Source organism: Cyclobacterium sp. 10D3-21 (assembly GCF_055809755.1).
This window is the reverse complement of the sequence record NZ_CM147924.1, coordinates 393,320-417,410: the sequence shown is the minus strand read 5'-3', so window position 1 is coordinate 417,410 and position 24,091 is coordinate 393,320. Positions and strand designations below refer to the sequence as shown.

Annotated in this window: 26 protein-coding genes and 1 pseudogene; 2 read left to right on the top strand and 25 right to left on the bottom strand. The window is 35.9% G+C overall.

The genetic code is table 11. From position 1 onward, the window contains the following. Positions 1-117 precede the first annotated feature (117 nt). Positions 118-1,374 carry a serine hydrolase domain-containing protein gene (locus AC0L7T_RS01880; protein WP_473340752.1) on the bottom strand — a complete coding sequence of 419 codons (1,257 nt, stop codon included), beginning with the start codon at positions 1,372-1,374 and terminating at the stop codon, positions 118-120. 229 nt (positions 1,375-1,603) lie between these two features. Further along, on the bottom strand, positions 1,604-2,650 hold the full coding sequence (locus AC0L7T_RS01875; protein WP_473340750.1) for a ligand-binding sensor domain-containing protein: 1,047 nt from the start codon (positions 2,648-2,650) through the stop codon (positions 1,604-1,606). A 352-nt stretch (positions 2,651-3,002) separates the two neighbouring features. Here AC0L7T_RS01875 and AC0L7T_RS01870 point away from each other — a divergent pair. Further along, positions 3,003-3,155, top strand: a pseudogene (locus AC0L7T_RS01870) (IS91 family transposase); the annotation flags it as partial. Between the two features lie 234 nt (positions 3,156-3,389). Here the strand turns inward: AC0L7T_RS01870 and AC0L7T_RS01865 are convergent. From AC0L7T_RS01865 to AC0L7T_RS01855, 3 genes are all read right to left on the bottom strand, one after another. Continuing rightward, positions 3,390-3,788, bottom strand: coding sequence for a hypothetical protein (locus tag AC0L7T_RS01865; RefSeq protein WP_473340748.1), 399 nt, complete (start codon positions 3,786-3,788; stop codon positions 3,390-3,392). 310 nt (positions 3,789-4,098) lie between these two features. After that, the gene (locus tag AC0L7T_RS01860; RefSeq protein ID WP_473340746.1) at positions 4,099-4,938 is read right to left on the bottom strand and encodes an alpha/beta fold hydrolase; all 840 of its coding nucleotides are present in this window, start codon (positions 4,936-4,938) and stop codon (positions 4,099-4,101) included. Position 4,939: 1 nt separating this feature from the next. After that, complete coding sequence (locus tag AC0L7T_RS01855) at positions 4,940-5,758, bottom strand: alpha/beta hydrolase (RefSeq protein ID WP_473340744.1); 819 nt, start codon at positions 5,756-5,758, stop codon at positions 4,940-4,942. Positions 5,759-5,833: 75 nt separating this feature from the next. Between AC0L7T_RS01855 and AC0L7T_RS01850 the strand changes: the two genes are divergently transcribed. Further along, a complete protein-coding gene (locus AC0L7T_RS01850) occupies positions 5,834-6,277 on the top strand; it encodes a winged helix-turn-helix transcriptional regulator (RefSeq protein ID WP_473340742.1) in 444 nt (147 codons plus the stop codon). Between the two features lie 929 nt (positions 6,278-7,206). On the opposite strand, the gene AC0L7T_RS01845 is transcribed toward AC0L7T_RS01850, so the two are convergent. The 20 genes from AC0L7T_RS01845 to AC0L7T_RS01750 all read right to left on the bottom strand — a co-directional run bounded on the left by AC0L7T_RS01845 (position 7,207) and on the right by AC0L7T_RS01750 (position 24,089). Then, the gene (locus AC0L7T_RS01845; RefSeq protein WP_473340740.1) at positions 7,207-7,842 is read right to left on the bottom strand and encodes a dihydrofolate reductase family protein; all 636 of its coding nucleotides are present in this window, start codon (positions 7,840-7,842) and stop codon (positions 7,207-7,209) included. Between the two features lie 9 nt (positions 7,843-7,851). Next, positions 7,852-8,373: a dihydrofolate reductase family protein gene (locus AC0L7T_RS01840; protein WP_473340738.1), complete on the bottom strand. Its 522-nt coding sequence runs from the start codon at positions 8,371-8,373 to the stop codon at positions 7,852-7,854. A 79-nt stretch (positions 8,374-8,452) separates the two neighbouring features. Next, a complete protein-coding gene (locus tag AC0L7T_RS01835) occupies positions 8,453-8,800 on the bottom strand; it encodes a nuclear transport factor 2 family protein (protein WP_473340736.1) in 348 nt (115 codons plus the stop codon). A gap of 31 nt (positions 8,801-8,831) precedes the next feature. Further along, the gene (locus AC0L7T_RS01830; RefSeq protein ID WP_473340734.1) at positions 8,832-9,395 is read right to left on the bottom strand and encodes an alpha/beta hydrolase; all 564 of its coding nucleotides are present in this window, start codon (positions 9,393-9,395) and stop codon (positions 8,832-8,834) included. A 3-nt stretch (positions 9,396-9,398) separates the two neighbouring features. Then, the gene (locus AC0L7T_RS01825; RefSeq protein ID WP_473340732.1) at positions 9,399-10,379 is read right to left on the bottom strand and encodes an SRPBCC domain-containing protein; all 981 of its coding nucleotides are present in this window, start codon (positions 10,377-10,379) and stop codon (positions 9,399-9,401) included. Continuing rightward, complete coding sequence (locus AC0L7T_RS01820) at positions 10,376-10,696, bottom strand: ArsR/SmtB family transcription factor (protein WP_048641304.1); 321 nt, start codon at positions 10,694-10,696, stop codon at positions 10,376-10,378. The genes AC0L7T_RS01825 and AC0L7T_RS01820 overlap by 4 nt, the downstream gene beginning before the upstream one ends. A 2-nt stretch (positions 10,697-10,698) precedes the next feature. Continuing rightward, complete coding sequence (locus tag AC0L7T_RS01815; RefSeq protein ID WP_473340730.1) at positions 10,699-11,265, bottom strand: dihydrofolate reductase family protein; 567 nt, start codon at positions 11,263-11,265, stop codon at positions 10,699-10,701. 820 nt (positions 11,266-12,085) lie between these two features. Then, the gene (locus tag AC0L7T_RS01810; RefSeq protein ID WP_473340728.1) at positions 12,086-13,216 is read right to left on the bottom strand and encodes a serine hydrolase domain-containing protein; all 1,131 of its coding nucleotides are present in this window, start codon (positions 13,214-13,216) and stop codon (positions 12,086-12,088) included. A gap of 277 nt (positions 13,217-13,493) precedes the next feature. Continuing rightward, positions 13,494-13,634 (bottom strand): hypothetical protein, encoded by a 141-nt coding sequence (locus tag AC0L7T_RS01805; RefSeq protein WP_473340726.1) that lies wholly within the window; start codon positions 13,632-13,634, stop codon positions 13,494-13,496. 182 nt (positions 13,635-13,816) lie between these two features. Then, a complete protein-coding gene (locus AC0L7T_RS01800) occupies positions 13,817-14,329 on the bottom strand; it encodes an alpha-ketoglutarate-dependent dioxygenase AlkB (protein ID WP_473340724.1) in 513 nt (170 codons plus the stop codon). Positions 14,330-14,396: 67 nt separating this feature from the next. Further along, positions 14,397-14,930 (bottom strand): hypothetical protein, encoded by a 534-nt coding sequence (locus tag AC0L7T_RS01795; RefSeq protein ID WP_473340723.1) that lies wholly within the window; start codon positions 14,928-14,930, stop codon positions 14,397-14,399. Between the two features lie 572 nt (positions 14,931-15,502). After that, positions 15,503-15,730 (bottom strand): hypothetical protein, encoded by a 228-nt coding sequence (locus AC0L7T_RS01790; protein WP_048641309.1) that lies wholly within the window; start codon positions 15,728-15,730, stop codon positions 15,503-15,505. A gap of 591 nt (positions 15,731-16,321) precedes the next feature. Then, entirely contained in the window at positions 16,322-16,885 is a 564-nt protein-coding gene (locus AC0L7T_RS01785; protein ID WP_473340721.1) for an SLATT domain-containing protein, read from the bottom strand. Continuing rightward, entirely contained in the window at positions 16,863-17,741 is an 879-nt protein-coding gene (locus AC0L7T_RS01780) for an SMODS domain-containing nucleotidyltransferase (RefSeq protein ID WP_473340719.1), read from the bottom strand. Before AC0L7T_RS01780 ends, AC0L7T_RS01785 begins: the two co-directional genes overlap by 23 nt. Positions 17,742-17,907: 166 nt before the next feature. After that, positions 17,908-18,864 carry a hypothetical protein gene (locus tag AC0L7T_RS01775; protein ID WP_473340718.1) on the bottom strand — a complete coding sequence of 319 codons (957 nt, stop codon included), beginning with the start codon at positions 18,862-18,864 and terminating at the stop codon, positions 17,908-17,910. Positions 18,865-18,955: 91 nt separating this feature from the next. After that, positions 18,956-20,179, bottom strand: coding sequence for a hypothetical protein (locus tag AC0L7T_RS01770; protein WP_473340716.1), 1,224 nt, complete (start codon positions 20,177-20,179; stop codon positions 18,956-18,958). A 42-nt stretch (positions 20,180-20,221) separates the two neighbouring features. Further along, the gene (locus AC0L7T_RS01765) at positions 20,222-21,586 is read right to left on the bottom strand and encodes an IS110 family RNA-guided transposase (protein ID WP_473340714.1); all 1,365 of its coding nucleotides are present in this window, start codon (positions 21,584-21,586) and stop codon (positions 20,222-20,224) included. 446 nt (positions 21,587-22,032) lie between these two features. After that, on the bottom strand, positions 22,033-22,800 hold the full coding sequence (locus tag AC0L7T_RS01760) for an Imm26 family immunity protein (RefSeq protein ID WP_473340712.1): 768 nt from the start codon (positions 22,798-22,800) through the stop codon (positions 22,033-22,035). Positions 22,801-22,903: 103 nt separating this feature from the next. Next, complete coding sequence (locus tag AC0L7T_RS01755) at positions 22,904-23,767, bottom strand: hypothetical protein (RefSeq protein ID WP_473340710.1); 864 nt, start codon at positions 23,765-23,767, stop codon at positions 22,904-22,906. Continuing rightward, positions 23,760-24,089 (bottom strand): hypothetical protein, encoded by a 330-nt coding sequence (locus AC0L7T_RS01750; RefSeq protein ID WP_473340708.1) that lies wholly within the window; start codon positions 24,087-24,089, stop codon positions 23,760-23,762. The genes AC0L7T_RS01755 and AC0L7T_RS01750 overlap by 8 nt, the downstream gene beginning before the upstream one ends. Positions 24,090-24,091: the final 2 nt, after the last annotated feature.

The following is a 24,091-nucleotide window of genomic DNA, read 5'->3' as shown; positions in this document are numbered from 1 at the left end:
TTGAAAATAAATTAGGAAAAACCATTCTTCATTGTAAATTCCAAAGGCCCTAGAGCTTACCCTGAGCATGGTCCCTGAGCCTGTCGAAGGGTGTCGAAGGGTCCTGCAGTAATCATACTAATTCATTTCCCCCATTCCTTCTTTGTTCTTTTCTCGAATTATCACAACCGATAAGAAAACGATAATTAGGTAACCAATTACCAATAAAGACAATAAGAAAGGTTTACTTCGCTGAATCACAACGTAATCCGCAATTCCAGTTTTCCAAAAAATCCACTCATCCCCTAATTTTGTAGCAAGGCCTGGGTTGCCGGTTTCAAGTATGATGATTCCATCCTTACTCTTGAGGTTTATTCTGGCTGCTGTATTGATCGCAGGTCGGTTACCGCCATCATGACCCACGATATAGTCTCCTGAATCATTTCTCCCAAATATCATTGGCCCTAATCCATGGGTGTTCTGATTGGCTGGTGTATGAATTTTATTCATTGTTGCTATTGTTTCAGGTCGCAACACACCATTATCAGCAAAATTTGCTTTAAGGAACAAGCTCAGGTCTTCGGCACAGGTATACAAGGAGGCAGCGGCCAATGCCGTATAGCGATAGTGCGGAGCAATCGTTGAATCGCTATTATAAAAGGTCACCAAATCTGAACCCAGAGAATCAGACCAATTAAACGTTGAATGAGCCATTTTAAGCGGCTTAAAAACGGCTTCAGCCATGTATTCTTCAAATGATTGACCAGTAACTTCTTCGATAATTAATTGGAGTATGGTATAGCCAGCACCTGAGTACCTGTATAGACTATTGGGTGGATTACCCACTTTCGCAACACCCTCAGACCAAAACCCATCACTCGCTTTTGTCAAGGACTCCTCTATGCTCTGAACCGAGTCTTTGTCTACAAATCCTCCATATCCCAGACCATCAACTAGTCCTGAAGTATGACTCAGTAGATTGCGAACAGTAACTTCCTGATTGTTGAAATCACTTTCTGGTAAACGCCATCTTGTAAAGTAATTGTCGATTGGCGCATCAAGATTTATTTTGCCTTCTTCCACCAAAGCAAAAATTCCCCAGGAAGTAATCCATTTACTTACCGAGGCCATTTGAAAAACAGTATGCTTATTAACAGGTTTGTCGATAGAATAAAAGAAATCCTTTGAAGCGGCTCCGTTTTCTATTAGCACCATTGCCATATTTCCAACAAACTCATTTTCAATCCTCTCTTCTGTCGCCTCAATAAACGATGCCGAACTGCTTCCTTTTGTAATTGGCTGCAACAAGAAACCACTAAAAGAACCGTATCCCACAAAGGCTGTCCATGCCAATATTAAGGCGATTATTAAAAGTAGGTATTTAAAGGTTTTCATCTAATTGGTAGAGTAGAGCCTGATAGGCTACTTTATTAATCCCTATAAAGATAATAATAAGAAGCGAAGGGGATTTTATTTCAAAATCCCCCAGAGAATTTGAGGAGCCCCCGGCAGGGATAATAAAATTAAACATTTAAATAGCAAGCTAAACTCTTTGTCCAGATTATTGTTGCAAATCCAAGCCTTAATCGGATCATTGTAGCTTAGTTATTGTGCGTTCGTATTTTTATTCCCAAGGTCCGTTTATCGTTACATTTACTATTCCAATTGAATTTAGGCGAAATAAACCGCCAGCACATCCTAACCACAAATTTCCGTTTTTATCTTCGGTCATACTCATTGTAGAATTCGGTACATTGTAGTTTTTAAATCCATTGTTTTCATATTTATAGATTCCGTTGCTTGTTGTACTAATCCACAAATTATTGGAATTGTCTTTATATATTTCAAATACGTCATTTCCGTTAAAGCCAGTTGTCTCGGGAAAATGAACTATGTTTTTGCCATCGTATTTGTTTAATCCACCTTTTCCATTTCGTTTATTTGGGTCAGGATTATCTCTTTCCGCTACACGTGTTCCAATCCAAATATTTCCTTCAATACTTTCTGTTATGGTTTGCACGTTATTAGAATAAAGCCCTTCTTTTTTTGTTATGTGTGTAAAATCATTTCCGTCATATTTACTTGCTCCATAGCCATCACGACCAAACCAAATATTTCCTTTCGAATCTTCAAAAATTGCAGTAGTCCAATCTTTTGTGCCTTCATTTGGTTTAGTGTCCATTACTGGATATGGAATACTAAATTTTTTAAAGTTTGTTCCATCGAATTGGGATACACCAGCCCAAGTTCCAATCCAAAATACACCTTTACTGTCTATGTATTGAATACTGACCATATTGCTTATAAGTCCGTTTTTTTCTGAAAATTGCGTAAAGTTTTTGCCATCATATTTTGAAATTCCTTCGTCAGTACCAAACCATAAATTACCCGTCTTATCTTCGATTATGCTAACAATTCTATTACTTGGCAATCCATCAGTTTTAGTAAGATATTTAAGTGTTGTTCCATCATATTTTGCAACACCTTTTTCTAATGTTCCAAACCAGAGATTTCCTCTTGAATCTTCAAATGTTTCTACCACATATTCTCCAATTTGCGAAGCGTTTTTTTGTTCAGTCGGATTTTCGATTTCGGCAGTTTCAATTTTTTTTCCCTGAGAGTTGCACGAAACTGATAAAATTGTCAATAATGATAATAGTAAAATTTTCATTTGGTATTCGATTTTAATATGACGCACAAAGGCCAGCTATGATGAGTGGGGATTAGAAAGTTCTAACCTCTCGTCCCGCACATAGCCGCGCCTTGATTTAAATTTAAAACTTGTGGCGGACTTTCCAATCCCCACTAAAATATCCTGACCGATAAAACCCCATTCATAGCATTTGTTGAACGAATCCTGCTAAGGCAGGAAGCCGGCTTTATTGCCGTTTCTTCCTACATTAGACTTATCGTTAATATTCAACACTTTAAGCTATGAAAAAAAAAGCAATCTATCATTGAGAAAGCCTGTGAAAATGTTCCGGGATTTGATTTACAGCTCAAAGGGCTCCAAAGATCGATAACTATTAGAAGTAAGAGAAAAACCGGCTTCTCTGTTCAGACAGTGTTCTTATTGCAAAACCGGAGAACTACATACAGTGGCGTGCTTCGACCAAAGAGGGCCACCAGCCAACTGGTTTAATGGAATCAGGAAGCAAAATAAAAAGCGCCAGTAAGCTTAATTGCATTGGGTATGCCCTAATGGCAAAATCAGTAAATTTTCAATCTCCCAACGCTAAAAAAATAAATGGAGAAAATCATTCCCCATAATAACCCTAATTCTCAAGGCGCCGAAGTGGATCCTGAGCCTAGCCCCTAAGCACGGTCCCTGAGCACGGTCACTGAGCCTGCCGAAGGGTGCCGAAGGGCCCGCCGTCAGAATGCTTAGTTATTGTAATGCAGTTTTTTTATTATCCATAAATCAATGCTAATACAAATGGAATGGTAATAATGACTGATATTATCGCTGGCTTTATCCAACTTCTTTTTCGATATTTTATTTCCATTCCAAGTTGTTTGTTCCAAAAGAATTCTGTCAAAATCGCAGCACCACCAAGATTTAGAACGATAGTTAAATTCGCTTGAATATTGAGTGCATTGATAATTAAAATTGAAGCTATAGTATATAAAACTCCAAAGACTAATACTTGATTTCTTGCTTTGTAATTACCAACCTCTTTAAAGTTATGCATCATCAGAACTGTACCAAAAATTGTAGAAAATATGGCAGCAAACATTATTATTACTCTTTTTGAGTGTAATTCAGGTGCATCAGGGTCATCCGTTACAAAATTTTTCCTTTTTCTCATATATACAAGTAACGAAAAAGTCCACTTAAAACGAACCCAAATTCAGTAGGAATTTGTCCTTCTCTGATAAAATTTGACTTTCTTTCAAATGTTTTAATTCGGGCAATTTTAGTGAATTCAGTAATTTCTGATTCTGTCAAATCGGTTAATTGTCCTATCGAATGTTCAATGTCTGAGGTCATTTTTTTAAATTACTGGCAACGGTAGTGTACCTGCTGGCCGACGTTAAGGAAGCTTGTCAGGTATACAGTGTAGTATGCCGTTTTTATCTTTTAAAATAGGTTCATCAATTCAAAGATAGTAGATTTCACTACTTTATGTATAAGAAATCCTCTACTGCCTGCCCGGATATATTTGGCAATTGATGATGAAAGGCATGGGCAGCATTAGAATACAATAGTAGTTGACTATTAGGGATTTGTTTGTATAGGAGAAAAGAATTTTTATCAGAAAATGCAATATCTTCCTTTGACCCAGCTACCAAAACAGGGTGAAGAATTTCTTTAATTTTTGTAAAATAATTTTTATCACTTGAGAAGAAATTTTTGGTAGCCATTCCTTGGGCTGCCCAAGTTGGGGGTTGGGTGGGTTGAACTTTGGTCTTATATTTTTCTATGCGAGAAAGTGAGGCTATTGCGTTTTCAATACCTTTTTGATTCTCCGTAAAAAATACAATCTGATGATGTTCAGGGTTCATGTCATAGACTTTTGTAGCAACAGCCAAAAAACGTTCCGTTGGATATTCCGTTTGATCACTTCCTCCAGGTCCAGTACCAACTAATATTGCTTTATTGACCAAGTCAGGATAATTCAAAAGAAAAACCTGCGCAATAAGTCCTCCCATACTCCAACCCAAGATATTGACTTTTTCGAAGCCTAATTGATTGATAAAATCGAAAGCAATAGAAGCCATTCCTTCTATCGAATCTTCACTTTTGCCATTAGTAGCTCCAACACCAAAATTATCAAAGACAACAACTTTATTTTTCTTAGCTAAAGAAGAGATAAAAGCTGGGTCCCAATCATTGATAGTCCCTCTAAAGCGATTGAAAAGAATTAGTGGAACTCCATCCCCAATAATGCGGTGGGCGACTTGAATGCCGCGAACCTCTATAAAATTGACATCACTATTAATTACTTCCTTCAACATATTAATTTTTTACTTTTTTATTTATAATATTTTTCAATTCATCAGACCACAAGATTTTGTAGTGTCCAATATTTTTTAGTTTAATAAGCTCGCTATCATCTATGCACTTTGATGTTCGTTCTGCATCATGATAAGATAAAACTTGGTCATCTTCAGAATGAACAATGACAACCGAATCTATTGAATTCATTTTCGGAGAAAGTGTTTTCATATTGATTTCCTCCAAAGGGAAATTGGCATCTTTTTCAATCAGACCAGATAATTTTTGAAGTGTTTTTTGAGACATTCCCAACTTTCTATTGATAGAAAGAATAAACTCTTTAAAACTAAAAGGGGTAGTTACAATTATCCATTGATTTAATTTGAAAGCTGGATTTTTCAATAAACCAAGTTGTGTAGAAACTGTCCCAAAAGAGTGGCTAATAATTAGTTTTGGTTGATGTGTTTTAATTCTTGTAGAAATGAAATCAGCATATTCAAACATATTGGTAGACTTGCGACTACTTTCGCCATGGGCGGGTCCATCATAAGCAACTACGTGATAGTTCTTCTCTAATAAAATGGATACTAATGCTCCAAAATTCCCAGCATGACCTTCCCAGCCATGTGTCATCAATGCGATAGGATTTTCTTTCTTTCCCCATGAATACCCTTTGAGTTTGAAGTCGCGAAAGTCTATGGATAGTTTTTCTGATTTGGCAAGAACTCTTTCTTCCACTTCACGAAGTTTGCGTTTTTGAGGTTGAGAAATTCGATTATAAATTAGTCGAGCGGCAAAGTGTGGGGCTAACTTATCTAGTATTTTTAATAAATTTTCCATACCTTAGTTCTAAATTGAAACTCAAGGTACTTATTCTGAGTTCTGTTTCCAAACCCAAGTTAAAATATTATGCAATTGTATAAAAAAATAGAGACTAATAGATTGAATTGTCCTATCCATTTAACCAGCCATATATTAGGAGATAAATGGATTTTATTAATATTAAGAGAGTTGTTTTTGGGCAATACCAAATTTGATGAATTTGAAAGAAACTTGGCTATCTCAAAATCAGTTCTTACTGTTAAGCTGAAGTTATTAGTAGCGTATGAACTAATAATAAAAACGGATTATAAAGAAGAAAAAAAGAGAACAAGAAGCAAATATCAATTATCAAAAAGGGGAAGTGAGCTTATATTTTTAATGGGTGCTATAATGGACTGGGGTAATATGAATTTGGTAAATAGGGAAGAAACTTTTTTAAAAATAATCGATAAATCTGGTGCTCCTGTTAAATTGGTTTTCGCAAATCAGAGTAATAACATTCTTTCTTTAGAAGACTTGCGTTTTGAGTTGTCTTGAATGGCATAGTAGAGTAGAGCCTGATAGCCTACTTTGTCAGTACCTCTAAAGATACTAATAACAAGTAAACTATCAGCGCCCCCTTCATCAAACCGTACCCCGAAAAAACGGGGCAGGCTCCGAATAAAAACGGGGTAAACAGTGAACTTTTCACTCATACAGCTTACCATAGCCTTCTATATTTGCTTTTCACATGAATCTACCCAGCATTTGTATAAACCATGAGCAAAATGAATCACCCCTATGACTCCGGTAGACCATTGCACTTCACATTGCTGTTAATCCATGTAATGTTTCTGGGTTTTCCCTAAAAATCGGGATCAAAACGCTCCCCATCTACAGATAAACTTCTCGAAGCTACTATGGGGTCACGCTTATGTATTTAAGCTTGCACATTTGAGCATACCGAGCTTCAGCGAAACCCTCACGAGTGAAGCTCTTCAAAATGAACAGCAAATTATTTAGGTAGGATTTACACCTACTGGATTACCACAGCTTCGTGGCACACCAACGGCCTAGTGTCGAGTAGGAAAAGGGAGTTTCACCCCGAGCCTCTCATCCCGGTTGACCAGGATCCGAGATAGTATCCCATCATACGGCGCTTCTTATACAATCTTTACTTCCTAATTAGAATACCCCACAGGCCAGTGATAAAACAGACTTGGATATTGTTTCCGAACCCTGTCCAACCATTTATAATCTTTTGTAAGGTTGTTTCTATACCTTTTGTAGCGATACCTTGCCCATCTTATAAACAGTTGCATAACGATTTTTTAGCCTATCGTTACTCTCGCCACACATATGAAAAGTTGGCGATTTCGAAGCACTAAACTTTCCGTTAAGCACAAAGTTTGATGCGAACCAAAACCCTTGAATTTATCACAATTTCGCCTATTTTTATATACATTGTTTTGTGCTGGCTTTATTACTTAATTCGTTTTCGGTTTATAATAAAGTAAGATTGTTCCACTTTTAAAAACTTTGCTTTTTGTCAGTTCGAGTTTTATATTATTTTTCAGATTGTCCAAAATCGGTTCTCCTTTTTCAATGAATATTGGGTCTATCATAATTTGATATTCATCCACTAAATTCGCATTCGTAAGTTGTGCTAAAATCTTTCCGCTCCCTAAAAGTGTAATGTTCTTATTACTCGTTTTTTTTAATTCCGTTATTCTATCTATTAGGTTTTCGTTGATAATTTGAGTGTTTTTCCAATCAGTTGATTCTAATGTTTTAGAAACGACAATTTTTTCTGAATTATTCATTCCATCTGCAACTTCGGGAAAAGAGTCATAAGCCATTTGAGTTGGCCAAAAACTTTTCATCATTTCGTAGGTTACTCTGCCGAATAGAAGAGTGTCGTTCGATTTTAAGCTCTCAACTGAATATTGGGCCTCTTCTCCTCCGTGTTGGTGCCAATTTATATCCTCGTTAATTCCTTTATAAAATCCGTTTAAAGAAATGAATGTGAATGATGTCAATTTTGCCATAATTTTATTAATATCTTGTCTTTTTATTTTATACACCGTTAGCGGATCGTTTTCATCTTGTATTGATTTTCGCATGGAAAATTTCTATCCAATAACTCGAAACCGGATACTTGTAATTTGGGTTGTTGAAATAATTTCTATCCGTTCAAGATCAATAGGTTGACAGCCCAATTGATCAATAAGTCTTAACCCATTCCCAAAAATGACAGGATAAACATGAAGGACCAATTCATCCACAAGACCTAACTCAAGACCTTGTTGAGCAATGCTATGCCCCAATATTGCAACATTTTTTGTTCCTGCTGCCTTCTTGGCTTTTTGAATTACTTTTTCTACTCCGCCAGTAACAAAGTTAAATGTCAATGGCCCTACAGAAAGTGGTTCAGGGGCATTGTGGGTTACAACGAATTGTGGTATTTGTAGTCCCCCATACGGAAGAGCATCAGCTGTAACTTTGTTGTTTCTAAAGTCCTTGTTACCAAGAACTACAGCTCCTAACTCGCGCATAACTCGATTTCCCATATCATCAGAGTCGTCAGCCGCATGCTTGAAAATCCAATCCCAATCGTCTTCATTAGGTTTTGCAATAAATCCGTCAAGTGACATTGTTAGGTGTATTAAAACTTTTCCCATAAAATTTAATTTTTCAATTTTCCATAACTGTTATTGTCATCTATTACCTTTTTTATTTTGATTGAATACAATAAGAGGTAACGGTTTTAATATTGTCCTGGTCATTAAATTCATAAACATCACATGCTGAAACAAACGAAATCCGTTTGCCATCCCTTAAAAACTCAGCTGTTCCATTAATTACAACTATATTTCCATCTGCAATGGTGTTGAGGGTTTTGAAGTCTGTTGTTACTGACTTGAAGTAGTTTCCAACTTGTTCACAATTATCAATAATGGCTTGTTTACCTGTAAATTTGTCTTCTTCGATTACAATCCATTCTGCATTTTCAGCTATAAAATCGTAGGTCTTTTCAAATTCCCCGTTAGAGAATGCCTTTGCAATTTCTTTTTTTGTCATGCTGTCAAGATTCATTTTGTATGGTTGTCTTCTATACACCAATGTTTATTTTAATATCGTCAACTAATTCAGGTAGTCCGTTTGCAAAAGCGTGGTCTGTTCCGTTCAAAACTCTTACGGTTGCATTGGGCATGGCCTTTTTATAGAAATTAAAATGTTTAAAAGGGACGATTGTATCGTCTTTACATTGATAGAGGAAGATTCTATTCACTTGTTTGAGATCGTTTTCAAAATTATCCTTGAGTACAAATTCGTCCACATCCCAACCGTTTTTCCCCCATAATGGTGTGGCAACTAAATACATTGCTGAAATCAAAATATTTGGCTTTTCTTCTGAAATGTACTTAAGCAGCATTGAAGCTCCCAAAGAATGTCCAATAAGGATTGTAGGCTGGTTCGCTATCTTAAACTCTTTTGTAAAAAGATTTTTCCACATTTGATACGTTGGCGCTTCTGGGTCATCAATTATTGGGTAAAGAACTTCAAATTCGTTTCCCAATTCATATTTCAAGTAGGTTACAAAATCAAAACTTCCTTGTCCTACGCTACCTTGCCCACCACCACTATGAGCGAATAAAATTTTTATTGGTTTCATCGTTTACTTTACTTGGTAGTTAATCATCCAATTGATGCCATATCTATCGGAGAACTCACCGAAGTAGGCTCCAAAGAACATATCAGCCATTGGCATTGTGATTTCACCACCGGCAGAGAGTTCATTAAATAGTCTGTCAGCTTCTTCTCTTGTTTCGGGTTCCAGACAGATATGCATATTATTTCCACTTGTTAGTGTAAAACCCATTTCTTTTGGTGCGTCTGTACCCATTAATATATGCCCACCAACTATTGGCAATTCAACGTGCAAAACCATTTTCTTTACTTCATCCGCAACAGGAGGCCAATTTTCTGTACTTGCAGGCACATCTTCAAATCGTTCAATGCCTTTACCTATAAATTCAGTTTTGAAAACCGATTTGTAGAAATTGAATGCTTCTTCTGTGTTTCCCGGAAAATTCACATAGGTTGATACTCTTGCCCTGTTGTTTGTTTTATTTTGTTTGCGAAGTTTGAATTGTGCTTCAATGTACTGGTCTAGATTTTCCATAGCCATGGTAAAGCCTTCTTTAAAACCCATTTCAATAATTTTTTCTAAGTCAGAAAGACTATCGTACTTGGCTGTTATGGTTACAAGGGTTTTTTCTCCATTTTCATTGAATTCGTTTGTCCATTGAGTTCTGGGCATTTCAGGGTTAACTATCCCGTTTTCATCACAGAATGCATCTAACCCCGAAAACATGGCTTGATGTACAATTTTGATGTAATCATTTTTACACCAATGACATTCTTGCGGGTTTTCACCTTCGGTATTGTACATTTCATAAAGCCACATTCCGCCTTCACGAAAATCCATTGATTTCGTTCTTGTTTTATAGGGTTTAGGTGCCCACCATAGGTCAAGAATTTCGGGATTTGTCCAAGCTTCCCAAACCAATTCAAGGTTTGCGGCAAATTCACGTTCTACATTAACAGTGTTGTTTTCTTTATTGACTATGAAGTCAAATTTTAAGTTAGGGTTCATTTTCCTTTTGATTTTAATTGTTCTAAAACGGTATCCAATTGGTCAAAGCGTTTTGCCATTAGCATTTTAAATTGTTCCAGCCATTTTTCCACGTCTTTCATTTTATCGGCATTTAGGTGATAATGAATTTCTCTGCCTTGTTGCTCCTGAGTAAGTATTTCACACTCCGTAAGTATTCGCAAATGTTTTGAAACAGCTTGTCTGCTTGAATCAAAATGATCGGCTATGGCATTTGGTGTCAAAGCACCAACAGCCAAAAGCATAATAATGGCTCGTCTTGTTGGGTCTGCAATTGCTTGAAAAACGTCTCTACGCATAATTATATGGGTTTATAAACCATTACAGCAATGCCACAATCGAACTTTTGCACATCATCAAGATTAAATTTTTGCATTTCGGACAACTCTTTAAAAATGGGCATTCCGTTTCCAATAGCAGCGGGGTTTACAAATAAATGTAATTCGTCAATGAGTTTGTTTTTAATAAGTGAGGAAACAAACTCACCACCACCATAAGCAATAATGTCTTTGCCTTGTTGACTCTTTAAGTTGGTAATTTCTTCAATCAATTCGCCCTTTGAAATTTCAGTATTTTCCCAAATTGATTTGTCAAGTGTTTTGGTAAATACAATTTTTTGTGTGGTAGCATACTTAACACCGCCTTCGTATTCAGGGTTGCTAGGGTCTTTGGCAACATTTGCCCAATGCGGAATAAAACCTTCTGCTAATTTTCTGCCTAAAACAATTGTATCCACAGGTTCAGTAATCTCTCGTACATAGTTTAAAATGTCTTCTGTCCAGGGAAATTTCATCCAATCCATTTCTCCGTTTTGACCTGAAATAAAACCGTCAATGGTCATTTGGACTTGTAATTTTAATTTTCTCATATTCTATTTTAATTAAATAATGAAACCAATCAGTTGCAAATATATATGCAATCAATCGGTTTCTCAAATATTTTATTAAAAAAATGATTTATGTTGTGGATTTAGCGTTTGAAAGGTGTCGGTTTTCAATGACCGCTAACAACGGGTATCTAATGTTGTTGTAAAACTGATGAAAACTGTATAAGCCAATCCCTTCGCTCAGTTTCTATTACAGAAATTTCAACACTACTACGGATTGGTCAGTCCCTGAACCAAACATCGCTATTCTACCTCTAAGTTGATCTTATTGTGCGTTTCACTTTGCATCTTGATCCAGGTTCCCGAGTTCCGTAAATAAGCCCGAAAAAAGGTTCCCGTAAATACGGGACAGGCTATGCCTCCTAAATGACGCCGAGGCATCGGGACCGTCCAGTCAATAAACAGGTAACCACTGAACTCGTAATGTTTGTCATACTTCAAACACTCCTGCCTGCCGGTAGGCAAGTTTGACAGAATGTAGCACTTTCTCAGCCTGCCCTGAGTATCAGGGACACTTCATCAGAGGTTCATTTGCATTCATCTCCTTTATCCTTACCTGACCACGCTCTTGACGTGGCCTTTTCCATAACGCTCAATACCTTGACGCTGCCACCAAAGCACCTTATGGTGGTTTGATGCTCTCCCCTGTAGGACAACACCGGTGGGTCGGTTCCACCATCTTATAAACAGTTACGTAACGATTTTCAGCCGTTCGTTACTCTCGGCACACGTATGAATCTGTAGCATTGGTTTGTGGGTTTGCCTGGAGCGGCTATGATTTCATACATAATGTTGCCCGCTATTATTGATTTATGAGATCTTTTTTAATTCCACTGACTATGTCTCCAACTTTTTGTAAGTCATTTGTATCATTCACAAAAACGATCATTCCCAGTTTTAATTCAGGGTAAAACAAACACATTGAGTTGTAACCCAGCCGAGTGTTTCCGCTATGATAAATGTATTTATCTCCATCACTATCATAGTCAATCATCCAGCCTAAGCCCATTCCAAATCCATTTTCATTCCCCCAAGTCAATTGTTGAACAAGTTGAATAGCTTCCAATTTTGCACTAAGCTGTGCATCAAGATATTTTAACATATCATTTACAGTTGAAATCACAGTGTAGCCAATAAAGAATCCTTTAAAATTTTGAAAATCTTGAGGCTCATTTCTGAAATAACCTGTGGACGTTCTTTTCATTTCATCCAGAGATAATTCTACTTTGGTATAAGACATTGAAAGATTATCAACGAGATACTTAGGTATAATATTTTGATACGAATCTTCATAAATGAATTCTAATAATAGTGTCAATACCTTAATATCATTGTTGTTATACTGAAAAATTGTACCTGGAATGGTGTCCAACTTAATCCTGTGTAAATCTGACATTAAACTATCTCGGTTATATTTGCCAAAAAAGTCTACCTCTTTGGCAAAACCAAGTGCACGCACACTATCCTGAACATTTTTAGGATAAACTTTAATGAACCTGGGTAATCCGGAAGTGTGATTGGCAAGATTTGTAAAAGTAATAGGTACCTTCTCTAAAGAGAGGTTTGGGTATTCTTCAGGCAAATACATTCTAATATCATCATCCAGACTCACTTTTTTCTCAAATACGGCATTCGCCAATAATAATGTAGCAAAGGTTTTATCAATTGAGCCAATACCGTAGAAGTTATCAGAAGTGGGCAACATTTCAGCACCTCTCTTTATTTCTCCATAATTATAGCTGTGTTTTTTATTGTTTGATATAATACCAATCGACAGTCCAATGGTATTTTCTTCTGACAAGTATTTTAATACGTGCTTGTGTACTGAAGAATCGATTTTGTTACGACGTACATTGTCATTTTTGATATCAGATATCTGGGCAGATGACAAAAAAGACATTAATAGAATATAGATCAGAAATAAAACTTTCATGTATTTCCTTGTGTTTAGATTGATTTCATCTTTTTAAGATTGCTGGGTAGAGTAGAGCCTGATAGTCTACTTTATTACTAACTATAAAGACAATAAGAAGTAGACTATCAGCGCCCCCTTCATCAAACCGTACCCCGAAAATACGGGGCAGGCTCCGAATAAAAACGGGGTAAACAGTGAAGTTTTCCCTCATACGGCTTACTGATAGCCTTCTATATTTGCTTTACACATGAATCTACCCTGCAGTTGTATAATCCATGAGCTATAAGAATCACCCCTATGACTCCGGTAGACCATTGCACTTCACATTGCTGTTAATCCATGCAATGTTCCAGGGTTTTCCCGAAAAATCGGGATCAAAACGCTTCCCATCTACAGAAACACTTCTCGAAGCTACTATGGCTTCACGCTTATGCATTTTAGCTTGCACATTTGAGCATACCGAGCTTCAGCGAAATCCTCACGGGTGAAGCTCTTCTAAATGAACAGCAAATTATTTAGGTAGGATTTACACCTACTGGATTACCACAGCTTCGTGGCACACCAACGGTTAGTGTAAAATGCGTTTTAATGCATTTTTACATAGTGTTATCTACTTTTTTATTTCATTTTTCTAAAGGTCAAACTCATTCTTCCTTTACTTGTATCTGACTTGGGAATAGAATGTTGCCATTCGTCTTGAATTTCATTAGTCATATAGATTAGTGAGCCAGAAGGTAAATCATAATCTCTTATCAGTTCTTTATTTTCAATATTTCTAAATCTCAAAGTTCGAGTATCTCCAATTGACACAATAGCGACACCAGTTTCATCAAACAGAATATCAGTTTGGTCAGAATGAAATCCCATTTTCGATTTTCCGTCCAAGTAGTAATTTATTAAACAGTTATTAGGTTCAAAACTCAATGTCTTGTCAATTAAACCAATGATGGATTTCAATTCATTTGTAAACTCTTGAAACGGATAACTTATTTGAGAATAATTATATGCTTTTCCAAAACTGGCAGTTTTACGAGCAGACATTCTTTCGTCCCACACAACCTTTGTTTTCAAAAAGTCGAATAGTTGAACAGGATTACTAATAAAATTCTCAATAAAGGTTATTCCATTCATTTTTCGTAATTGTAGTTAACGGTTTGGCTATTCGCAGTGTCCCGAAGGGCATTGGGTATAGGTGTTATTAGGCACTGTTTTTTATTTTTAAAATTAAACTTGAGACTTTGTAGTTATCGTTCACTTCTATTTCTTTATCGTCCTTCTTGTAATAAAGCGAGTTATCTGATCGTCTTTCAACCCAATCCAAAACTGAGGTTCTCAGATATGCAACATTTTCATTCAAGTTAGGAGTGAAGACAACTTCTGTCGTCTCGTCATAAATAATATTTTGAATCTTAAAATCCCCAAAAAGAGTCTTGAGTTCTCCAAGAGTTATTAATTCTGATTTATCTCTGTCCATAAACCAAACAATAGACTCTATGTACTTTGAGACGTTATAATTCAAATAGATTTCTCTGAATCTTTTATCAGTCGGTTTGACATAGTATCTCTTAATCGCTTTAGATTCATCCGTTCCTTCATTCGACTTTCCTTGACCAAACAAAGGAAGTGCAGACTCCACCTTCCAATCTGTTTCAGCATTTTCATAAATGAATTTGAAATAGTCGGTCAATTGGTCTTTTTTTCCTATCGTTATGTTTAGTTGATCAAGTTTCATTTTCAATAGTGCCGTAGAGTAAAGCCTGATAGCCTACTTTATTTCTAACTATAAAGATAATAAAAAGTAAACTATCAGCGCCCCCTTCATCAAACCGTACCCCGAAAATACGGGGCAGGCTCCGAATAAAAACGGGGTAAACAGTGAAGTTTCCCCTCAGAAACACTTCTCGAAGCTACTATGGGTTCACGCTTATGCATTTTAGCTTGCACATTTGAGCATACCGAGCTTCAGCGAAACCCTCACGAGTGAAGCTCTTCAAAATGAACAGCAAATTATTTAGGTAGGATTTACACCTACTGCATTACCACAGCTTGGTGGCACACTAACGTTTGACAATATGAAACGGTTGGATATTCGGAGCGCGTTCGTATCCACCGAGGAAAAAGTTGATTTGAAAAACAAAAACCTCACAAACCACTGAACCCCAACTGTTTTATATTGTATGTTGTGCTGTCCTGCATTATTTGATCTTATCGATATCCTTTTTGTTAATATGTAGATAAGTTAAATAAACAATATCATCAAGTATATCCTCCAGATTTTTAATAGATTCGTCTGACCATCGTAGCTTATAGCCCATACCTACTTTTTACTTCCTCGTGAGAAATTGTCCGACCGTTTTTAATATCATTTAATCCTCTCTCAATCCCCCGTTTTTGTAAGTCAGATAAATCATCCCACCAGTCATTATCATTAGATTTTGAGTCTTTCACAATTTTCAAATATTCAATTGTCTCACTGTCATCCAGCTTAGTAAGCCACTCAATAAGTTCTAATTTAATCGCTTCGTACCCCATGATTTATTTTTTATCAAAGTTACAAAATTTATCAATATAGTTCGTTTTTCCAGCATGCTGCAGTAGAGTAGAGCCTGATAGCCTACCCTATTTAATTACCTATAAAGATAATAATAAGCAGTAAAGAATCAGCAACCCTTCATCAAACCGTACCCCGAAAAAACGGGGCAGGCTCCGAATAAAAACGGGGTAAACAGTGAACTTTTCACTCATACGGCTTACCATAGCCTTCTATATTTGCTTTACACATGAATCTACCCTACAGTTATTAAATTCATATATTACTACGCCACCCCTTATGGCTTCGGTAGCTTAGCTCATTGCACTTCACATTCCTGTTAATCCATATGATGTTCCACTAAAAATAAATCAAAAAACTATGTGGCTGGTATACAAGTGCTACTAAACAATCAATTCGTCCACTTTTTAATAATTTTAAAACCACCTAATTTCCTGAATTACCCAACAAAACCAATCCAATCCCCATAGAAGAAAGCTACCGGAGGCTGAGTCCAATCCCGATCGATCGGGACTACAATGAACCGAAGTCTTACTTCGCATCATTGTAGCTTAATTGTTGCCAGTAGTGCTTTATTTCCTTCTTAATTCCATTGGTAACAAGTTGTTAATTTCCTCTTTTGAAAAAGTTAGTTCTTCATTCATTTTCAATGCTTCTGTAGCTTTTTTATATGCTTTACTTAATGTTCTTGGTGCTCCTTTATAAACATTAAATAAATCATTTTGTAATTCATCACGTTTTTGACTTACTTGTTCTAAATTCAATATTCCAGAATTTAGGTCTGTCAATACCGAAAGATATTGTTCCCGAATATTCCAAATATCAGAAGCTGATTCGGAATGTTTTTGTGCAATTTCTCCCAAATCATATTTTTGGAAATATGCGTTTAGTGTAAATAGAATAGCTGATAAAATTGCTGAAATAATTCCAATTACTCTGTTGTCTCCAAAAACAGTTATTAAAATTCCTGTTGTTGTGAGTGCAGAAAGTATAATTTGAAATATTTTCATATTATGATTTCTCGCTCTTAATATGTCTGCACATTTTTCTTGTGTTTTATGAGTCCATACAGTTCGTCCGTAAAGTTCTCGTAATTGTGCTTCTAACACAGTTTTAGCTTGGGAATCTGTTGCCATATATTTCTATCCATTTTTGTTTCGCTGACCAACTCTTATTGTCTGTTTCTAATTGAATTGCTTCCAATGATTTATTATAAGCCACAGTAGCTTTATATCTGAAATTTTCAGAGTTGTATATATTTTGTAAACTTCCAACAGCATACCAAACTGTTTGGTCAGATTTCTGTTCCTTTAAATATTTAAAAAAATCTCTACTCATAAAGTCATAGTAAAGATACGATTGATTTTTATGAGCGTAATCAATTAAGAATCTATAAGCTAAAGTGTCTATCAATAATCCTTTTATTGGAACACTACAATATCCTTTCCAAGAGCGAGCCATTTTACAAAGTCTTTTCAGGTTGTTGTTTGTTAAAGAATCTCCATTGTTAATTGCATTTATTTCTGAAATCGGATTTGTATTTTTCCAGCTACCTCCTGAATTAGAATCCGCAAAAGTGAAACTGTCATCACTATTTTTAAATGCTGGTAAAACTTCAAAGGAAATTCCGTCTGAAAAGGTTATTTCTACAATTTGTCCATTTCCTTTAAGATGTGAGGTTGGGTAAGTTTTTGCTAATGAGTTTTTTACGGATTGTAAAAACGCAGATTGTCCATTCCCAATATAATTGTCGTAAGTGTTTTTTAAACTACTTGGCATTTCAAAAATCATATCAATATCACTAACCCAACCATTTGCCGTATTTCTGCCATAAGAACCAACATATCTTCCTCCGTGTGTTGTGTCCATATTCCAAAAATCTTTGTTCAATCTTGTGCAAATGGAATTGTATCGAGACGAAATTGTAGACCTTTTATCGCTCGAAATTTTTAAATCATCACAGAAAGTATTAAAGTTTGTCGCTACACTCATTTATCTCGGTTAGTTTTTTTTCGCGCATTACTGGCAACGTTTAGTATAAATTTTGAAGCGGACTGCGAGTGATTTCCTGTCAAGATACACCGATTTACGAACGGATTACCAAACCTCGAAAACCACGAAAACCGCTTTTGAATTTATACATTGTTGGCAACCGTACTTATTCTAATTCGTCTAGCACGTTGTTAATTGCATATGTGCTATTCCTTGACAAAGTGTTAAAAGATTCTATAATTATTTGCTTGTCAATACTTAAGCGTTCATAAGTTTTAATTATTTCAGGAAACAGATTAATATAATCTGCGATAAAAACAGCTAGAAAAAAGAAACAATACTTAAGATTAAATGCTGTTAAAGATTTAAATTCTTCATTTTGATGAGAAAACATTTGCTCAAATTGAAAAACAGCAACTTGCGAAGGATGTGTGTACAATGAAAAGTATGTATAGCAATTTTCCGCTATTTCTTCTTTTATTCCCATTACATTACACAGTTCTTGCCATGACGTGTAGCATTTAATTTTATTTCCATTAAATACTATGCGAAAATCTTTTTGCTCAATACGAGAATCAATTTTTTCTTTACTCTTTTGTTCTAAGTTTTTGTATGTCTCAAATTCTTTAATTTGTGCTGTTAAAGCATTAATTTCTTTTTTTTCTTCATCAAGTCTTGCTATACCTTCTTCTCCTTTAATGCTAGATTCAAACCGCTGTCTATAGTTAAGTCCAGAGATTGACCATAGGTTATAAATAATTACCATTTCTTCAGACGACTTAGTTTGTCTAAACATTAGATTAAACAAAGCAGTTGTCTCAAATATATTCCTAACCAATGATGATAATATTGTTGGGTCAACTATTTCATTTAATTTACCTCCTTCTGGAGAAGTATAACCGACACCTCCTAATAGTTTTTTCAAATGTGTCAGTTTAGTAAACATCATCTGATTTATCATAAATGCATCTTTTTCTGCATATGTGGATACTTGCTTGTTGATATGGTCATTAATAATATTCCATAAATGCTCAAGGAAGATTTCTGCAACCTCAATTCCATCTTCAATTGTCTTTAGAAATGTTAGTCTTGCTTGCTTAATTCTTAATTCCTCTTTGGTCATAGTGTATTGCTATTTTGTATGGTTGCCAACGTTTTGGCTATGCGCAGTGTCCCGAAGGGCATTGCGTATAGGTGTTGTTGCCTGCAGTTTTTTATTTTGGTATATGATATAGCATGATTGCAACTTTAATTTCTCTATTCGAGTCTCCATTCAAATGAAATCGGAAATTGAACCAATTTTCAGCTGTGTTTGCTTTTGAGCCTAAATGATTTGGATGCTCAGATGTTTTGTTAGAAACTGTTTCAAGAACGCTTGAAATATCCTTGTTCGGGACAAAAAATATTATCGCGGATTTAGTGTCTCTCCAAGTTGAATAACCCAATAATTGGTCTATTGTCGCATGAAGTTGTTTTTCACCTTTCCAAACTTTGCATTCTCCAATAAATACGTTAGAAGATTCATGACGAAGCAAAATATCGGTTTTACCTTTTTTGTTAAATGTTTCACCTGTTGCCGTGGCGTTTTCAAAGTTAGGTTGAAGAAATAGAAGGATATGGTCTCGTAAATCTTCTTCGCCTTTGCCCGAATATGTCGAAGGATACTTCTCAAAGTTTAAGCCCACATCATTTATAATCTCAAGGATTCTATGATAGTTATCTTCATCTAATGTAGGTTCAGGCTTGTATCCTTTCTCAGTTACAACTGGTTTAACTGAAATCTTTTGTCTCATTTTAGGGGCAGGAACACTAAAAGTATTTGAAACTCCTTTTTTCTGCTTGATTGGAACACCTAAACCTGATAACAAGTCATTTTTTCGAAAATGCTGTTGTTTTCTTTGTTCAAAAATCGAATTAGCGAAACTTAAAAGTGAGTTGTTAAAATTTTCGCAGTCGACTTTGAGGTAATTATAATTAGACATCATTCGGTTGACATCTTGGTCATATTCACGCTTTATTTCTTCTGGCTTGTTGTTAAAGTTTATATACTCAAACAGCAATGCCCCATTTGAAGTATTAATGTCCATCCCACCCGATAGGGTGAACCTAGAAGCAGGTCTATATTTTAAGAGACTTATGTCACCTGTATAAGGAATATGAAATCTTACAATATCTTTTTTATAAGTCTTACCCGCATAGACGTGAAATGACATAGGAAACCTTTCAGCAGGAATATCTTTTTCGTAGCTGTCTGCACTTACTTGGTCAAAATGTAATTCTGGAAATTCAATTATGTACTTAGAAGCTAAATGTTCACAGTACTCCGTTTGATTAACATTTAAAATGTAATCTTCAGACTCGTGTTCGATCTGACTCTTAATTGATTGTTTTGAATTTTCAAATACTTGTTCTATGACTCCTTCTACGAACATTCTCATTCCGTCTTATTTTTAATTCTGACTAACGTTACAAAAAAACCTTCAAATTGGCTCAATTTCGAGCCCAAGGTCCTCATTAGTCAGACCGAATTTATCGATTTGTTTCTTTATCCGTTTAACTAAACCCAATTTTCTTTTCTGATCTAGGAAGAGATAGCCTTCCGGATTAATATAGGGAACTCCCTTCACCACCATATTCCAGATGATAACCGCCAGCTTACGGGCAGTGGCACTTATAGCCGAAACCCTTCCTTTTCTAAAGCTTATTCTATGGAAGAAGTCTCGTAGTGGTGTAGAATCCTTCAGGTTCCCAATGGCATTGGCAGCATTCCGTAATGCGATTTTCAGTCTGTTGCTTCCTTTTGGAACTTTACTGGAAAGTACTTTTCCCCCACTTACTTTATTGTTAGGTGCAAGCCTCAGCCATGATGTAAAATGCTTGGCTGTTTTGAATTTCCTAATTCCTTCAAGGCCAACCTCACTCATTAGTGCCAGAACAGTAGAATAACTCATCCCTTCAATTGCAAGCAGGTCAGTACCTTCAAACATTTGATAGGACTTCAAATTAAGATCAATGTCCTTTGGGGTATTTTTGTTGACTCTTTTGTGGGGCTTCGCATCGATAAAATGCTGTCGCTTATTGTCATCGGAATTGATGATTTCATTTAGCATCTTATCAATTTCCATATCGCACTCATTGATTTTATTTTGGAGGTGGTCGTAGGTATCCAGTTCCTGCTGGAGTGCGAAAAGGTAATCTTTCCTGCCATTGGTCTGCAAGGCTTTGGCTATCTCTTCTTCACTTTTCCGGCAGTTTCCGTGCCTGAAAGAGGCCAGTTTTTCTGGATCAGTTTCACCATCACAAATAGCCCTAATAATCAACAGACCAGTCAGCCCACAGATATCCTTGACCACTACGTCCAATCTTAAGTTGAGCAACCTAAGGTTCTTTTGCATCTTCTTGGATGTAGAGGCGGCTAATTGAAGTAGATTAGCCCTTTGCCTGCAGTAGGTCCGGAGTTCTTCTGTCTTACCATCAGGCAGAAAACTACTGGTCAAAAGCCCTAGCGTATGCAGTTTCTGAATCCACTGACAGTCCTTTATATCTGTTTTCTTACCTTTGATGTTTTTGGTAAACTTTCCATTACAAAGCACCACATGAAGCCCTTTGGAAATCAAAACCGCATACAAGTTTTGCCAGTAAGTACCGGTACTCTCCATGGCCACTGTTTTGACATCTTTTTCTTTTAACCAATCTGCCAAAGCGAACAGATCCTGATTAAAGACTCCATATTCACGCACATCCTTTTCGGATTGCCCCACAGCCACCCAATGGGAGCGACTGCCTACATCGATACCCGCAGCCTGCGGATTAATGACTTGCATTGATACAAATTCCTGTTCCATAATGAGACAACTTAGGCTCTAAGGGGATGTGCTTTTGGCAAGAAAATATTCTGAACGGGGTTTCCGGTAAAAACCGGAACCGCCACTAAAGTAATCGCAAGCATCCCAACCAGGATTGCGCCCGTGCTTTCCGAATAATCAGAAGCAACAGTTTAAAAATCGGCCTTACAAAGAGCCTTACTAATTTAAGAAAATGTCGGGATGATGCAACACCCCGTTAGCTTTGAAAGTAAATGTGTTTCATATATGGAGGATTGCAGGCAACGTATTCGGCTATGAATAGTGCGGAACAACGGTTGGTAGAGCGGCTGATTTCGGACTAAAGACAAGCCAAACATGGTTTGAGCTTGTAATATAGCTAAAGCAAGCTAGGAACCATTTTTGGCGGCAAGCGAGTTCATTCGTTTAGAGTCCATAAACACCTCCCGCATTATTTATAGCCATTGTTACCACCAGTTTATTATTTTATTTACTAGCCCGTTATTTCTAATTATTAGCTCTTTTAGGTCGTTTTCATTTTTCCATTTGCATTCACCAAACCAATAGTAATTTGCAACACTTTCTAAATGATTGTCTGAGCCAGTTCTCCCATAATTTTTTCCCCAGGGTCCTTTATCTGGATTAGCGAGCTTTGAATCCAAATGTCCAATTACTTTCCAGCTTTTGTCATTTAATTTCATTCCTATTAAATGAAGAATGGTTAATGGTTTAGATTTTTTTAACTGCTTTAAGTCGATTTGTTCTGTTTCAGATTTTAAGTCAAAAAGAGCGAACGTTTTATTGTGTTTTCCTTTTGTTAAAACTTGTCCAAAAGCAAAGGAAGAGTCTTTTAGTTTAAACGAAAAGATGTCGTTTTCTTTCCATTCTTGTGGTTTTGGTCTTTTCCAGTTTTTAAGTCGTTCTTCAATTTCTTCCCAGTCTTTAGTGTCAAGTATTTTTTTGGTAGGGTCAATTGAATTTTTATGAATCAATTTAGCAACTTCAATAATTGTCTTGAAATTACTTGTCCGTATTGAAGTTTTATCGGCTTCGTAATCTATTGAAGGTTTTCGTTTCAGGTCAATTTCTTTTAACCATTTTCTTAGTTTAGAAACTGAATCACTTTGGTATTCATCAGCGAATAATTCAGCTAAATCACAGAAGATATAAAACTGTTTAGAGTTTTCATCGGGTAAATAAATTTGGAAGTTTCCAATATCTTCTGTCGTTCTCATTTTTTAAATTGGTGGTAACGTGAGCATACCCGCAGGCTGCCCGCTTAGGGCAGCTTGACGGGTATGCATTGTTCGCCGCTGCTTTCCTGTTTATTTCCTAAATTCAATCTGAATCAACTCTTCTTTTCCAAACCGCATTTAACCTCTCACCATGCTTTTTATATAATGAATTTGAAGTAGGAAAGGCATCATATAGAATACAATTATATTCAGCAAAATTGATGAACAAATTATCTAATTCAGGTTTATTCTTTAAGCTTTCAAGTTTAGTATCTATAGCTTTCAATTGTTTAGATTTCTTAACAAATGAATTATGGTATGTTAAAATATTGAATGCAAAAACAGTATTAACTAATAATGCTAAATACTGAGATACATTTAGGCTAAGCCCTAATTCGTTTCCTTTATATTCACTTAACACATACATACCTCCTATAATTGACCCAATTATGACTATAAACATCGCTACCATAATTCGTCTTACGGTCTTTCCATGTAATTCCATTAGTGAAGACGCCCAAAATGAATTCTCTTGAATGTGTTCTGACAAAATTTCAAATTTTTCTTCTCTATCGGAGTAATATTCAGTTTCCTTTTTTGGATTCTTATTGGCGTATTCAATTACGTTTTGCTCGATTTGTGAAATCAAATAAGCCTCTTCTGCTTTGTTATTAGCAGAAGGAAATACTTTTCTTATTAAGTCTAATTTTCTTATTCTTTCTCCAACATCGTATGAATACCTAAACTTATCTTGATAATTATTATCTAAAAGAATCGCAAAAACAGAGATGATAAACACTCCCCAAATTGCAGCATTGTTATCTGTCAAATTTGGTAAAAAAATTACTACCAGATTTATTAGAAAAATGATTCCTTTAATCCAAAACCCTCTTTTAAGGTAGCTATTTGCTATCTCGTACTGAGCATACATAAGAGAAGGTATATTTGGCATTTCGTTTTTAGTCATTAGAAATGGTTTCTTTGATTGTTAAGCAATTTTGTTTAAACATTTCATACTCGTTTTTAGTCATCGAAGTATTTATATCCCACTCAATTAATATTGAAGAAGTATAGACATTATAGATACTGCACTTGACATCAATTGAATCTTGATTTGAAATAAATAAAAGTATGGCTTCTTGGGTGCTGTTGAAATCTATTCGTTTTTCTTCAAGATAATAAAATATTAAACTCCTTATGCTTACCCACATGATTTGTGTAGCAGGAGAGTATAACTCTTGTTCATCAAGCAATGTAATCGCTCTTTGAAGTTCTTTTTGTCTATTCACGT